The sequence below is a fragment of the Campylobacter devanensis genome (assembly GCF_002139915.1).
GTDB lineage: Bacteria > Campylobacterota > Campylobacteria > Campylobacterales > Campylobacteraceae > Campylobacter > Campylobacter devanensis.
On record NZ_CP018788.1, the window covers coordinates 1,091,146 to 1,105,689 of the forward strand.

The 14,544-nt window shown below is 32.7% G+C and carries 12 protein-coding genes; 9 read left to right on the forward strand and 3 right to left on the reverse strand.

Features of this window, described 5'->3' with window-relative positions:
* Nucleotides 1-3: 3 nt before the first annotated feature.
* Both CIGN_RS05430 and CIGN_RS05435 read right to left on the reverse strand, forming a co-directional pair.
* Entirely contained in the window at nt 4-2,406 is a 2,403-nt protein-coding gene (locus CIGN_RS05430) for a pentapeptide repeat-containing protein (RefSeq protein ID WP_086302677.1), read from the reverse strand.
* Between the two features lie 21 nt (nt 2,407-2,427).
* A complete protein-coding gene (locus CIGN_RS05435; protein ID WP_086302679.1) occupies nt 2,428-5,178 on the reverse strand; it encodes a valine--tRNA ligase in 2,751 nt (916 codons plus the stop codon).
* Nucleotides 5,179-5,313: 135 nt separating this feature from the next.
* On the opposite strand from CIGN_RS05435, the gene fumC reads away from it, so the two are divergent.
* On the forward strand, nt 5,314-6,711 hold the full coding sequence (gene fumC / locus CIGN_RS05440) for a class II fumarate hydratase (RefSeq protein ID WP_086232413.1): 1,398 nt from the start codon (nt 5,314-5,316) through the stop codon (nt 6,709-6,711).
* 215 nt (nt 6,712-6,926) lie between these two features.
* On the opposite strand, the gene thiD is transcribed toward fumC, so the two are convergent.
* The gene (gene thiD, locus CIGN_RS05445; protein ID WP_086227791.1) at nt 6,927-7,709 is read right to left on the reverse strand and encodes a bifunctional hydroxymethylpyrimidine kinase/phosphomethylpyrimidine kinase; all 783 of its coding nucleotides are present in this window, start codon (nt 7,707-7,709) and stop codon (nt 6,927-6,929) included.
* 79 nt (nt 7,710-7,788) lie between these two features.
* Here thiD and CIGN_RS05450 point away from each other — a divergent pair, with 79 nt between their 5' ends.
* The 8 genes from CIGN_RS05450 to CIGN_RS05485 all read left to right on the forward strand — a co-directional run bounded on the left by CIGN_RS05450 (nt 7,789) and on the right by CIGN_RS05485 (nt 14,543).
* A complete protein-coding gene (locus CIGN_RS05450; RefSeq protein ID WP_086302681.1) occupies nt 7,789-8,562 on the forward strand; it encodes a MetQ/NlpA family ABC transporter substrate-binding protein in 774 nt (257 codons plus the stop codon).
* Nucleotides 8,563-8,642: 80 nt separating this feature from the next.
* Nucleotides 8,643-8,834, forward strand: coding sequence for a 50S ribosomal protein L28 (gene rpmB, locus CIGN_RS05455; protein ID WP_086224106.1), 192 nt, complete (start codon nt 8,643-8,645; stop codon nt 8,832-8,834).
* 20 nt (nt 8,835-8,854) lie between these two features.
* On the forward strand, nt 8,855-9,985 hold the full coding sequence (locus CIGN_RS05460; RefSeq protein WP_086226492.1) for a potassium channel family protein: 1,131 nt from the start codon (nt 8,855-8,857) through the stop codon (nt 9,983-9,985).
* Complete coding sequence (argJ, locus tag CIGN_RS05465; RefSeq protein WP_086234307.1) at nt 9,978-11,165, forward strand: bifunctional glutamate N-acetyltransferase/amino-acid acetyltransferase ArgJ; 1,188 nt, start codon at nt 9,978-9,980, stop codon at nt 11,163-11,165. Before CIGN_RS05460 ends, argJ begins: the two co-directional genes overlap by 8 nt.
* A 62-nt stretch (nt 11,166-11,227) precedes the next feature.
* Nucleotides 11,228-11,458 (forward strand): HP1242/YdcH family protein, encoded by a 231-nt coding sequence (locus tag CIGN_RS05470; RefSeq protein ID WP_086224103.1) that lies wholly within the window; start codon nt 11,228-11,230, stop codon nt 11,456-11,458.
* Between the two features lie 212 nt (nt 11,459-11,670).
* The gene (locus CIGN_RS08445; RefSeq protein ID WP_086224102.1) at nt 11,671-12,765 is read left to right on the forward strand and encodes a methyl-accepting chemotaxis protein; all 1,095 of its coding nucleotides are present in this window, start codon (nt 11,671-11,673) and stop codon (nt 12,763-12,765) included.
* A gap of 85 nt (nt 12,766-12,850) precedes the next feature.
* Nucleotides 12,851-13,444, forward strand: a complete 594-nt coding sequence (locus tag CIGN_RS05480) for a hypothetical protein (RefSeq protein ID WP_086280177.1) — start codon at nt 12,851-12,853, stop codon at nt 13,442-13,444.
* A gap of 10 nt (nt 13,445-13,454) precedes the next feature.
* On the forward strand, nt 13,455-14,543 hold the full coding sequence (locus CIGN_RS05485; RefSeq protein ID WP_086302683.1) for a CinA family protein: 1,089 nt from the start codon (nt 13,455-13,457) through the stop codon (nt 14,541-14,543).
* Nucleotide 14,544: the final 1 nt, after the last annotated feature.

The following is a 14,544-nucleotide window of genomic DNA, read 5'->3' on the forward strand; positions in this document are numbered from 1 at the left end:
TTTTCATATAGGAACTATTGAGTTTTTTCTAGCTGTTTTTGTTAGTGAGTAAAGGCATAAAAGTAAAATTATAGAATACACAAGCGAGCTTGATTTTATTCCATTTACTAAATACTCTTGATAGTATTTTGTTACTTTTAGATTATTTATTGTGGTATTCAGCTCATTGTTGGCAATATTTATTTCTTTTAGATTTTGTTTTATTAGCTCTTTTGCGTTTATTATTTCTGCATTTGTTATGGTGTTTAAATCTATTATTTCTTTATGCACTTCTGTAAGATTTAAATCTGTGCTATTTTTTAACAAATTTGAAATTTTTATAATTTCACTAGCATTTAAATCATTTAGTTTTTTCTCAAAGTAGTTTTTTGATAGTATCTCATTGCTTTTAAATACACCTACAAAAGGATTTATCAGCTGTGGAGATAGATATAGCACAAAAGCGACAATAACCCAAGCAAGACATCTAAAAACCCAAACAAGATATTTAAAAACCGATAAGATCAAATTTTTATCTTTTATTTTACGCAGATATATTTCTTCTAATGAGTATGAAAAAAATATAGCTAAACAAAAATAAATAGAAATTATTAATGGTATAGTTATTTCATACAATAAAGCATAATTTTTGTATGTGTCTGAGAAAAAATAAAAGATTGATGATAATGCCGGAATTGTGAAAAAACAAAAAAACAAGAATGCAAACAGTATTCTTCCTTTATGTTCATTGTTATAAAAACATAAAGATAAAAGTAAAAATATAATTACTAATAATAGTAGCCATCTAGCTAAATTTAGATAATAAGGTTTTATAAATAATGTCGCAATAATAAATATAACAAAAGGAATAATATAAATTAGAGATTTGTATGTATACTTATAATATATTAAATTATAACCTATAACTATTATTGTCAAACAAATTAAAACAAGAGTTAGTCCTGAAAAAACATCCTGGCTAATGTTTTTGCTAATAAATCTAGATTCTCCAAAAAATGTAGCTGTATATATATCCACAAAAACAAAACTACAAACAGCATAGACAACTATACAAAACACAGTAAAATTTAAAATTTTTAAAAAATTCGTATGGTGGTCGCTAGTAATTCTATAAATTTTTAAAAGCAAGCTATCTATAAAAGTAGAAAAATTCTTATTTTCTTTTTCTAATTCTAACTCCTTACAATATAACTCAGCTTTGTGAAATTTCTGTGCGTCTAGTTGATCGTTTTTTTGTATTAAAACATTTTTGATAGCACGAAAAGAATCTTTTATATTTCTTATTGTTTCTAATTTTTCTTCTTCTGTTTTAATTTCGCTATAAACTTCATCTACTATTTTTTTTACATCTTCAAATTCTATATTGCCGTTTTCTCCCCAAGTAGCGTTGTTTATATTTAGAATTCCTTTAAAATCACCTGGGCTAAAATTTGGTATCACATTAAATTTTGTCCTATAAAAAGATGCTGTCTTTTCAAACACACAAAGATGAAAAGCCACAAATTCATTAAAATAGCTATCATCAAAATAAACATTATCTTTAAAATGTATCTCTGAAAAATCAAAAAAATCATCTCGACTAAGTCCATTGAACTCACAATTTTTAAAAGAAACTTTTTTTTCAAAAGTAGATTTGCTAAAATCAGCTTTATTATCAAATGTAAAATTATCAAAATTAACTTCTGCATCAAATACAGAATGTTTAAAAGTTATAACATCATGAAACTTTACTTCTTTAAAACTTAAACTATTATCAGTGGAAACTTTATTTTCAATAAATTTACAATTCTCAAAGTTAAGCTGTTTTTTAAACTCACATTCATAGCAACGAATATTTTTGTTAAATATAGAATGATTAAAATCTACTTTATCTTCAAATACCACTTTCTCAAAGTGGACTTCTTCCTCAAATATCTTTCCTATCAATTCCACTTTATTATTAAAAGTAAAATTTGATATTTTTATTTTATTTTGATATTTTTTTTCTTCATTTCCATAAAGTTGTAAATCTGATTTATAAAAACATTCTTTAAAAGTGTTATTACTAGCAAATTCTAAAAAATTATCTATATTTTCAAAGCTACATCCCAAAAATTGAGAACTAGACATTATGTTTAAATTATTATTATCAAATACGCAATTTTTAAACTCACAATATCCTAGAAGTCTTATTTTTTCAAAAAAAAATTTATTTTTAAAAGAACAGTTTTCAAACTTGCCGCCTACATTTAGAAAAATTTTTATATTATCTTCAAATAAAAGATGGAAATTATCAGGTATTTCTTTAACATCTACTCTGACTTTTATATAATATTTTATATTATCATGATCTCCACTTGGATATGTTACTTGAATTTCTTCAGTCGCTACCCCAAAAATATTAGCTAAATATTCTTGCTTTTCCATCTTACTTATATTCTTTTTATCCTAAATATTTTCCAAACTCTCTAGCTCACTACATACTTTTTCAAATTTAGCTTTTGCTGTGGCTAGGCCTTCTTGATTGGTTTTAAGCACACTTTCAGGGGCGTTGGCTACGAATTTTTCATTATTTAGCATATTTTCAAGCTTAGCTATCTCTTTTTCAAGCTTTGATTTTTGTGAGTTTAGTCGTGCTATAATGGCCGTTGTATCCATGCCAGCAAGCGGTATAAAGCTCTCTAAATTCTCGCTCACATCTCTAGCGGAATTAGGGATAATATCTTTTGTTATCTCTACATTTTCACATTTAGCAAGTAGTTTGATAAAGTTTAGGTAGTTAGCGATATCAAGATTGCTATTTAACTTTATAAAGGCTTTTGAGATTTTGGCGTTGCCTTGGTCTATCGTTGCTTTAGCACGGCGAATGCTTATTATGGCTTCGATTATTAGCTCAAATTTAGATATGATAGCTTCATCTATTTTGCTAGCTTTTGGGTATTTAGAGATCATTATGGAGGTAGAATTTTCTAAATTTGTCCCACTTAATTCATGATATAGATACTCGCTGATAAAAGGCATAAATGGGCTTAGTAATTTCATACTCTCTTTGAAAATAGAGCCAAGCTCGCTAATTGCGCTCTTATCGGCTTTTGATAGCTCAATCCCCCAATCACAAAATTCATCCCATAGGAATTTATACACCCTATCTGCTGCATCATTGAATCTATAGCTATCAAGTGCTTTTCTTGTTTCGTTTATAGCGATTTTAAAGCGATTTAGTATATATTTGCCTAGCTCTGTATGCACGGCATTTTCATCAAGATCGCTGAATTTATCTACATTCATACGCAAGAATTTAGTAGCGTTATATAATTTGTTGGTGAAATTTCGGCTTAAAACCATCTGCTCATCGCTCATTCTGACATCACGACCTTGAGCGCATAAGATAGTTAGCGTAAAGCGAAGTATATCGGCTGAATACTCATCGATCATATCTAGTGGGTCTATTATATTTCCACTTGATTTGCTCATCTTTTTGCCATCTTTGTCTTTGACAAGAGCGTGTAGATATATATCTTTAAAAGGTAGCTCTCCTAAGGCGTTGTTGCTTTGAAACATCATTCTAGCCACCCAGAAAAATAGTATATCAAAGCCAGTAATTAGCATGGAATTTGGATAAAATTCGCTTAAATCACTCTCAAGCCACTTCTCATTTTTCAGCGCATTACCATTTCCCCAGCCAAGTGTGCTAAAAGGCCAAAGCCCACTAGAAAACCAAGTATCAAGCACATCGGGGTCTTGGGTGAATTTATCTCCACCACATTTTGGGCATTTGAGTGGTTTTTCACTCTCATCAGCCCACTCATGTCCGCACTCGCAGTAAAATACAGGAATTCGATGCCCCCACCATAATTGACGGCTTATACACCAATCTTTTAACTCTCTCATCCAAGCATTAAAGCTATTTATCCAATGTGATGGGTAGAATTTTGCTCCGCCTTCATTTACGCTTTTGATAGCTTCATCGGCGATTTCAGATTTTACAAACCATTGCTTGCTAATATAAGGCTCTACCACATTTTTACAGCGGTAGCAGTAGCCTACTTGATTTTCATAGTCTTCGATTTTTTCTACAAAGCCCTTGCTTTCTAGCTTCCCAGCTATTTTATCTCTGGCTTCAAGCCTTTCAAGCCCTTTAAACTCTCCACAATGCTCATTTAAAATTCCCTTTTCATCAAAGATTGTTATAAACTCTAAATTATGCCTATTTCCTACTTCATAGTCGTTTGTATCGTGCGCAGGGGTGACTTTCACACAGCCTGTTCCAAAGCTCATATCCACATGCTCATCAGCGATGATTTTTATTTTTCGCCCAAGCAAAGGCAACTCAACAAACTTGCCTATTAAATCTTTATATCTTTCATCATTTGGATTTACCATGACAGCAGTGTCGCCAAAGTAAGTCTCAGGGCGTGTAGTAGCAACCACTATATAGGGACGCTTGCTCGCATCTTTAGCGGAGTTTGAATTTTGCTCGCTTGATGAATTATTTATTCTATCTGCACTCGCAAAATTCTGCGCAACCCCCAAATCTGCTTCGCCACCTATCTGGCTATGGTTTGAAGAGCTATTTTCACATAAAAAATATCTCAAATGATATAATTTGCCTTTATTTGCTTTATGCTCGACTTCTACATCGCTTAAAGCGCCATCGTGAGTACACCAATTTACCATATAATTTCCACGGATTATAAGCCCTTTATTATACAAGCTTACAAAGGCTTTTCTTACAGCATTTTTAAGCCCCTCATCCATAGTAAATCTCTCTCTACTCCAAGCAGGCGTTATCCCAAGGCGACGCATTTGATAGACGATTTGACCGCCGCTTTTTTCTTTCCATTCCCAGGTTTTTTTAAGGAATTCTTCTCTACCGATTTGCTCTTTTGTAATCCCACTAGCTAGAAGTTGCTTTTCAACTACATTTTGAGTAGCTATCCCAGCGTGGTCAAGTCCTGGCTGCCAAAGAGTTTTATAGCCATCCATCCTTTTATATCTTGTAATTATATCTTGTAAAGTAAAGGTAAGCGCATGCCCTATATGTAGGACTCCTGTGACATTTGGCGGTGGCATCATGATACAAAAAGTTTTATTATCTTCTTGAATATTTTTATTCCCATCAATCTCGAAATATCCACGCTCTTCGCAAATTTTATAAAATTTCTCTTCTATTGTTTTTGGATCATAAAATTCAGCCATTTTTTGCCTTTAGTGAAAGATAAAAATGTGCGATTTTAGCTAAATTTATATAAATAAATAATAAAATTTATGAAGCTATAAGCCATTTTAATGGATAATAGCAACTTTGGAATTTTAAATTATGAAAGGATTAAGATGGATTTTCGCATTGAAAAAGACACAATGGGCGAGATCAAGGTGCCTAATGACAAGTATTGGGGAGCTCAAACCGAGAGAAGTTTAGAAAATTTCAAAATTGGCAAAGGCACAATGCCAAGTGAGGTTATAGAGGGTTTTGCCTATCTTAAAAAGGCTTGCGCTATCGTAAATAACAAACTTGGTCGCTTAGATGATGCTAAAACAAAGGCTATTTCTCAAGCTTGCGATGAGGTACTAGCCGGTAAATTAGATGGCAATTTCCCGCTTGTAGTATGGCAAACAGGTAGCGGAACTCAATCAAATATGAATTTAAACGAAGTTATCGCTAACCGCTCTACTGAGATTTTGGGTGAGGATTTTAGAAGTAAAAAGCTAATTCATCCAAATGATGATGTAAATAAAGGTCAAAGCTCAAATGATACTTATCCGACAGCTATGAGAATTGCCTTTGTTTTAGAACTTCAAAAACAGCTTTTCCCAGCTATTGATAAGCTTTTAGCTACACTTGAAGCAAAGAGCAAAGAGTTTGCTAATATCGTTAAAATCGGTAGAACTCACCTACAAGATGCTACGCCTTTAACCTTAGGTCAAGAGTTTAGCGGATATGCTCACATGTTAAAAGCTAGTAAAGATCAAATTCTAGCTACTATTCCATTTTTAGAAGAGCTTGCTATTGGTGGAACAGCCGTAGGAACAGGGCTAAATAGCCATCCAGATTTTAGTCCTATGGTGAGTGAAGTTTTAAATGAGATAACTAAAACTGAGTTTAAATTTAAATCTCATCCAAATAAATTTCACGGCCTTACAAGCCACGATGCTGAAGTATTTTTAAGTGGTGCTTTAAATGGTCTTGGGGCAAATTTAATGAAAATCGCAAATGATATCAGATGGTTAGCAAGTGGCCCAAGATGCGGTATCGGCGAAATAAATATCCCTGAAAACGAGCCAGGAAGCTCTATTATGCCAGGTAAAGTCAATCCTACTCAATGTGAGGCCGTGACCATGGTAGCAGTCCAAGTAGCAGGCAATCATGTAAGCGTAGCAATGGGTGCATCTCAAGGTAATTTTGAGTTAAATGTATTTAAACCTGTAATTGCTCACAATATTTTAGAGAGCATTAGATTGCTAAGTGATTCTATGGTTAGCTTTAATGACCATTGCGCTATTGGAATCACCGCAAATGAAGCTAAAATCGATAAACTTCTTCACGAAAGCCTTATGCTTGTAACTGCTCTAAATCCACATATCGGATATGAAAATGCTGCTAAAATAGCTAAAACAGCTCACAAAAATGGCACAACCTTAAAAGAAGAAGCTATAAATTTAGGTCTTTTGACAGCTGCTCAGTTTGATGAGTGGGTAAAACCTGAAGATATGACCGCTCCTAAGAAATAGAGGTGAATTTAATTTTGCAATGACATAAAATTAGTTATGAATTTACTACCCTATATGTCATTGCAAGGAAGTTGCTTGCAACTTCCAAACAGATCTTTTAAATTTATTTACTCATAAAGCAGCAATCAATACAAAGTAATCCTAAGTAAAAATACCATCTATTAAAATTAACTCTAAAAGATTTAAAGAAGATGTAAAATCTATATTTAAATTTACTACAAGTTCCAACAATGATTAATTGGCCCATTTCCATGACCAATAACCAGACCGCTTTTGAGTGCGTTTGTTACATACTCTTTAGCATTTTTTACTGATTGATTAATACTTAACCCACTAGCGATATTACACGCAATAGCTGAAGATAGAGTGCAACCTGTACCATGAGTATTATTAGTATCTACTTTAGGAACACAAAATTGGCTAAATTCACCATTTTCATAGAGCAAATCAACTGCGGCATCTTCTCTTAAATGACCACCCTTTATTAATACGCTTTTGCAGCCATAATTACTAATTTTAATAGCTGCAGCTTTCATATCATCCATATTGTTTATCTCCATACCGCTTAATGCACTTGCTTCAGGTAAATTTGGCGTTACTACACTTGCAAGATTAAAAAGCTCTTTAGTATAAACTTCGAGAGCACTCTCATCCATTAATCTTCCTCCAGTTGTTGCCACCATCACAGGGTCTAAAATTATATTTGTACAGTTATATTTTTTAAGCATTTTAGCAACTGAACGCATAATATCTGCATTTGAGAGCATTCCTAATTTTATTGCATCTGGAGTTATATCACTTAAAACTGAATCTATTTGTGCCTCTACAAACTCAGGCGAACAGTTTAAAACTCCACTAACTGCTGTAGTATTTTGTGCAGTTAGCGAGACTATTACTGCCATTGCGTAGTGCTTATGAGCTGTAATTGTTTTTATATCAGCTTGAATCCCTGCCCCACCTGATGGATCTGAACCTGCTATAGATAGTACTTTTTTCATATTTTTCCTTTATATTAACTGAAATTTATAATCAGTTTTGTATAATAGCAAGTCAAATTTAACATTTAAGGATAAAACAATGAAAAAACTACTAGCTTTAAGCCTTGTTGCTGCAAGCCTTGTAAGCTCTGCACTTGCTACAACTCTAAAAGTTGGCGCCACTCCGGTTCCTCACGCTGAAATACTTGAATTTATAGCTCCAGAGTTAAAAAAATCAGGTATAAATTTGGAGATAAAAGTATTTAACGACTATGTAATCCCAAATATTGCAGTTGAAGATGGTGATTTAGATGCTAATTTTTTCCAGCATATACCATATTTAGACGAATTTAATAAAAATAAAGGCACTCACCTAGTTAAAACTGTTGGTGTCCATTTAGAACCAATGGGTGTTTATAGTAAAAAAATTAAATCTTTAAGCGAGTTAAAAAATGGTGCAATAGTAAGCATTCCAAATGACCCTACAAACGAAAGCCGTGCGCTTGATGTACTAGTATCTGCTAAATTAATAGAAGTTGATACAAATGTAAAGCTACGCACTCCTTTAGATATTACTAAAAACCCTAAAAATCTCAAATTTAAAGAGATAGAAGCAGCTACTTTGCCACGTACTTTAGATGATGTAGATATTGCAGTTATTAACACAAATTTTGCAATGAATGCAAACCTAAACCCTACAAAAGATGCTCTAGTAATCGAATCTAAAGAGAGTCCATATGTAAATATTGTAGTTGTAAAAGATGGAAATCAAAATAAAGATGGTATAAAAGCTCTTAATAAAGCATTGCAAACTCAAGCTCTTAAGGATTTCATAACTGAAAAATATAAAGGCTCTATAGTTCCAGCTTTCTAAATTTAAATTCATTTTTAAGCTAATTTTGGGGTTATTTTAGATATAATTAACCCCAAATTTTTATAAATTAAGGATATAAAATGTCAAAAAGATGTGCAATTACAGGCAAAGGCCCTATGGTTGGAAACAATGTAAGCCACGCTAACAACAGAACAAAAAGAAGATTTATGCCAAACCTTCGCACAGTGCGTGTAACATTAGAAGATGGAACAACTAGAAAAATCAGAGTTGCAGCTTCTACATTAAGAACAATGAAAAAACAATCAAAATAACCATTTAAAAAGAGGAATTTATGTCTTTGATTAAAAAGATTAAAAAGTTCCTCCACTGGACCGATGAGTCCAAACCCGAATATGATCTAAATACTGAACTTTATCAACAGTTAAAAGCTTTCCGACTTCCATTAATATTTGTCGTACTAATGATGTTATTTGGTACATTAGGATATATGATTACTAGCGGTTTTACACTAATAGATGCGATATATCAAGCCGGAATGACATTTACAACTGTTGGATTTACCGAAGTCTCACAAATCACTACCACTGGACGTCTTTTTACCATCGTTTTTATACTTATAGGATTTTGTTTGTTTACATTTTCTATGGGTCTTGTTATCGAGATTATTAAAAAAGGTGTCTTAACTAGGATTTTAAAGGAAAGAAGCATGATATATAAGATCGCAAGACTTAAAAATCACTTCGTAATCTGCTATCATAATCTCTATACTATCGAGCTTTCAAGGCAATTTAGAGAAAACCACATTCCATTTGTAGTTATTGATAGCAGAGAAGATTTAGCTCAAATAGCTGAAACATATAAATATCCATACTATATAATAGATGAACCTCATACTCAATCAGCTATCTTAAAATCACACCTCTCTAGCGCTAAAGGCCTAATCACTCTAAGCCCGCACATAGCCGATAATATCGCCCTTATTGCTACAGTTAGATTATACGAAAAAGAGCTTGGTAGGATTAAACCATATTTTATTATGACTAACTCAGATAATGATAATGACACCCAAAAGCTAATAAAACTAGGCGCAGACTCAGTAGTAAGCCCATCAAAGCTAGTCGCTCAAAGAATCTCAGCTATGAGCGTACGCCCTGATATGGAAAACATCCTAGAGCAATTTTTATACAAAAAAGATTCTCCTATAGATATGGAGGAGATTAGAGTCCCAGAGGCTTCATGGATGAGATTTAAAAGAATAAAAGAGACTCATTTAAGAAAACTTACAAATGCTGATATCGTCGGTATCACAGACCAAAATGGTAAGTTTAATCCAATGCCAAATGGCGATACTTTAATTGGCACTAGCTCAAAGCTATTAGTAATTGGAACTGCTGAGAGCATCAGAGCAACAAAACGGCTAATTTTTAGCAAATACAAACCAGAGGAGCTAAAATATGTTTAACCTAATCAGTCTTAAAAACGGCCTTGAAAATGTAGATGGATTTTTCTTTGGTGGCGTTAGCACTGGGCTTAAACCAAATGGTGATAACGACCTTGGATTTATCAGAGCCGATGAGCCATTTATGCTTTCAGCTAAATTTACATCAAATAAATTTCAAGCTGCACCTATTGTCCATTTTAAACGTTATGAAAAAGGATTTAAATCAAATTTCTTACTACTAAATTCAAAAAATGCCAATGCAATGACAGGGCAAAGAGGCGTAGATGATATTGATGAACTTTTTAAGATTTTAAATCAAAAAACCCCGCTAATAAATCCAATTATGAGCTCTACTGGAGTGATTGGATATAGATTAAATCAAGAAAAAATCAGATCTGGATTTGATAAATTTGATCTTAATCAAAAAAGCAGTGACTCTGTAGCAAGGGCAATTATGACTACTGATAGCTTTAAAAAAGAGATAGCTTTTAGAGTTGAGCTTGAAAATGGCAAAAGCTTTAATATTGCAGCCATTTGCAAAGGCGCAGGTATGATAAATCCAGCATTTGCTACTATGCTTTGCTTTATTCTTACTGATGCAGCTATACCGCAAAGCGATATGGATGAACTACTAAAAGAGACGACAAAATATAGCTTTGATGCTGTAAGCGTAGATGGTGATACTAGTACTAATGATACACTAATGCTACTTAGTTCAGGCAAAAGTGGCGTATATGATAAAGAAGCTTTTAAATTTGCCTTAGATAAAATCACATTAGAAATGGCTCTAAATTTAGTCAAAGATGGTGAAGGAAGCACCAAAGTTGTCGCCTTTGAAGTAAAAGGTGCTGCTAGCGATGATGAAGCTAGCAAAGCAGCTAAGGCACTCTCAAATTCGCTTTTAGTCAAAACAGCTATTTTTGGAGAGGATCCAAACTGGGGTAGGATAGCCTCCACGATCGGCGCTAGCGGCATAGAATGCGATAGCACTAAGTTAGCTATATACTATGATGATGTACTAGTATATGATAAAGATCACCCTGAGCTAGATGAAGCAAGAGAGCAAAAAGCGCACACAGTAATGAAAAAGGATAGTTATCGTATCATTTGTGATTTAGGTATTGCAAATGGTAAATTTACTGCATATGGATGCGATCTAGGGCATACTTATGTTAAAATCAATGCCGATTATAGATCGTAATTGGCTTGGTTTAAGTATCTTTTTTGTATAATGTCGAGATTTTAAATTTAAAAGGAGTATAAATGCTACACGAATATAGAGATTTAATCACAGAATTAAAAGGCAAAAATGCACATTTTGATGCTGTATTTAACAAACACAATGAACTAGACCAAAGAATTCTAGATGCAGAAGAAGGTCGTGAACATATGGATCAATTTGAGTTAGAAACTCTTAAAAAAGAGAAATTAAGACTAAAAGATGAAGCTTACCATATCTTAATGGAATATAAAAAATCTAAAGCAAATAGCTAAGTAAATTTGGGCTTTTTGCCCAAATTTACTTTGATTGACAATCATTAATAAAAAATATACTTTATCAATTTATTATAATAATAATTCTTTTTTATATTTTATCGAAATTTAAACGTTTTTGTTATACAATACACTATAACCCTAATAGCTCTATAATTAAATAGCTTGTGGCTTTAACAGGTTTAAAGAGTTAAAAAATTAAAAGGAAAAATATGTTTGGTTCAAAAAAAATCGCTCAATATGAAGAACAAATCGTCGCTCTAAAAAAAGAGCTAGAAGCAAGAAATGCTGAAAATAGCAAGCTTCGAGCTGAGTTACAAGGGCTTATGGCTTCTCAAACCAATCTAAAACAGTGCGAAATAATAACCGAAATAGCTCAAAATATGATTGAAGGCGTAAAAGCAAATTCAAGAAATATCCAATCAGGTATAGAGAAAAATCTGGAGCTATCTCGTGCATCTATAGATAAAATTGATTTCAATCTAAATAACATTGCCGAATTAAGCCATTCTAGCAACAAATTGATAGATTCTCTAAATGAGATCACAAGCTCAAGCAACAAAACTCGCACAGCAGCTGAAAACCTACACAAAAGTGTTGATGAGATTACTAATGTAATAAATCTAATCAAAGATATCTCAGATCAAACAAACCTTCTAGCGCTAAATGCCGCTATAGAGGCGGCTCGTGCTGGTGAGCATGGTAGAGGATTTGCCGTTGTTGCTGATGAGGTTAGGAAACTAGCTGAAAGAACTCAAAAAGCAACTGCAGAAGTAGAGATGAATATCAATCTATTAAAACAAAATGCTAGCGATATGTTTGCTCAAAGTGAAGAAGTTGAGACTATCTCAATTGAATCAAATAAACATATTGAAGGCTTTATCGCTAAATTTGATCTATTAGTAAACAATACTAAAGATATAGAACATAACGCAAAACTTATCTCTTATGATATCTTTACAAGCCTTGTTAAGATCGATCATATGCTATTTAAAACAAATGGCTATAATCAAATTTACACTAAAAACTTCGAACAGATGCCAGACCATACAATGTGCCGTCTTGGTAAATGGTGTGAAGATAGTGGTAAAGCTATATTTGGTGATACTGCTGAGTTTAATCAAATTCTTGAACCGCATAGTATGGTGCATAAATATGTCAATTCTGCAATCGACCTTGCAAGTAAAGATTTCTTAAACAACTCTCCAGTAATCATTAAAGAATTTAAAACTTCTGAAGAATATTCTATTAGATTGTTTGAAATATTTGATTCGATGGTGCTTGCTAAAGCAAAATCGATGCAATAAACCTGAGAGCTTTGGCTCTCACTCTACTCTTTTAATCAAAATCAAATTTAAAACTTGGTAAAATTACAAAAATTAAGGATCAAATTTGAGGCTAATTATTTTAGTTTCTTTGCTTTGCTTGATGCTAAATGGTTTTGAGGCTGCACAGAAGAATACTCCAGTCAATCTAGCATCAAAGCTATCAAAAGGCTCATTTGATATTCAAACTTGTAAGCTACTAACATCACATTATAAAGAGCTTCATGGTAATACCCAGATTTTAAATAGTATTGATTTAATCAATATAGAAGCGATTAAATTTGACCACTGGACAACTAGGGATTTTAGTATAAATATATTTCAAGCTGTAAATACTCATACAAAAAATTATAACTTTTATGGTATTTATACTGCATCACATGATTTAAATTTAGATATTTTTAAACTAACAAACTCCCTAAATACCACCTATGATGACTCGCTTGATATTCCAACAGCCTATATGCACTCTACAAACCTTAGTGCTAAGCTGCTTAAAAACACAAAAATTGGAGCTATGCTTTATCAAGATGAGACCAAGCAGTATAATACAAGCTACTATATAAATACTAAAATTTATAAGAATTTATATCTAGATTTGTCATTTTATAATACTCAAAGTACAAATAATTTTTATACTAAATTTACACTTAATTACTAAAGGCTTAAATATGAAAAATTTAATCATAATCCTAGGCGAGGATTTGCAGATAAATCGCCCATTTTTAGACTATTTTTTTACATCTTATAAAGAAAAATTTGGTGCTCTTGCTTCAGTTTATTACATTCAAAACAATGATAAGGAACTACCATTTTATATAGAAAATTTTACCAAAGAGTATGATAATATTACTATTTGTGCTAATGAAAATGGATTTAATACGCTTAGTAAGATTTTAGCTACACTTACAACTGATACGATTGAGCTTAAATTTGAAACACTTATGCCGTCTCAAGTGATTAAATTTAGTAAAAATAGTTTTTTAATATCCCTAAATAACTCTCAAATAAATTTAATCAAAGCCGAACCAATCAAAGAACTACCTGAGATTTTAACTCAAGATGATCAACAATCTAAAATCTTTCATATTATCGATATTGACAAAGAAAGCGCACAAATTTTACTTGAGCCACTCACTGCTAGCTATAATGTAAATATTACTCTAACTACAATAATTGATGGCCTAACCAAAGTCAAAGTTAGCACTAGTAGATATGGACATATCGATAGCTTCATTGATAGCGTTGCTAATTTATTTATTGGTAAAATAATTCCAGCTGATGATATTATCAAATTTACAGCTAAAAAGCTCATTCAAAATGATAAAAAGATAACCTTTGCAGAATCTTGTACCGCAGGAATGTGTGCTGCAGCACTTGGCAATATACCAGGCGTGAGCGTAGCCTTTAGTGGTTCGCTAGTAACATACTCTAATGAGATTAAAAATAGCTGGATAGGTGTTGATAAAGATATTTTAGATAGTTTTGGCGCTGTTAGCACACAGTGTGTTGAGGCTATGGCTAGCGGAGCGCTAGGATTAGGAGTGGCTGATTATGCTATAGCTATTAGCGGAATAGCTGGCCCAGATGGCGGAAGCACGCAAAAGCCAGTAGGTACAGTATTTATAGCAGTTGCATCTGCAAATAATGTAGCCTCACTAAGACTGCTTTTAAGTGGCGATCGCAACTATATAAGAACACAAAGTGTTCTACACGCTTTTACTTTACTACTTCGCCAATATCCTGAACTTTGCAAATAGT

What these genes read in the sequence shown, in the direction of transcription:
- fumC (WP_086232413.1), top strand. Translation starts at nt 5,314, where the DNA reads ATGGATTTTCGCATTGAAAAAGACACAATGGGCGAGATCAAGGTGCCT.
- CIGN_RS05450 (WP_086302681.1), top strand. Translation starts at nt 7,789, where the DNA reads ATGAAAAAACTACTAGCTTTAAGCCTTGTTGCTGCAAGCCTTGTAAGC.
- CIGN_RS08445 (WP_086224102.1), top strand. Translation starts at nt 11,671, where the DNA reads ATGTTTGGTTCAAAAAAAATCGCTCAATATGAAGAACAAATCGTCGCT.
- CIGN_RS05430 (WP_086302677.1), bottom strand. Translation starts at nt 2,406, where the DNA reads ATGGAAAAGCAAGAATATTTAGCTAATATTTTTGGGGTAGCGACTGAA.
- CIGN_RS05485 (WP_086302683.1), top strand. Translation starts at nt 13,455, where the DNA reads ATGAAAAATTTAATCATAATCCTAGGCGAGGATTTGCAGATAAATCGC.
- argJ (WP_086234307.1), top strand. Translation starts at nt 9,978, where the DNA reads ATGTTTAACCTAATCAGTCTTAAAAACGGCCTTGAAAATGTAGATGGA.
- CIGN_RS05460 (WP_086226492.1), top strand. Translation starts at nt 8,855, where the DNA reads ATGTCTTTGATTAAAAAGATTAAAAAGTTCCTCCACTGGACCGATGAG.
- rpmB (WP_086224106.1), top strand. Translation starts at nt 8,643, where the DNA reads ATGTCAAAAAGATGTGCAATTACAGGCAAAGGCCCTATGGTTGGAAAC.
- thiD (WP_086227791.1), bottom strand. Translation starts at nt 7,709, where the DNA reads ATGAAAAAAGTACTATCTATAGCAGGTTCAGATCCATCAGGTGGGGCA.
- CIGN_RS05435 (WP_086302679.1), bottom strand. Translation starts at nt 5,178, where the DNA reads ATGGCTGAATTTTATGATCCAAAAACAATAGAAGAGAAATTTTATAAA.
- CIGN_RS05470 (WP_086224103.1), top strand. Translation starts at nt 11,228, where the DNA reads ATGCTACACGAATATAGAGATTTAATCACAGAATTAAAAGGCAAAAAT.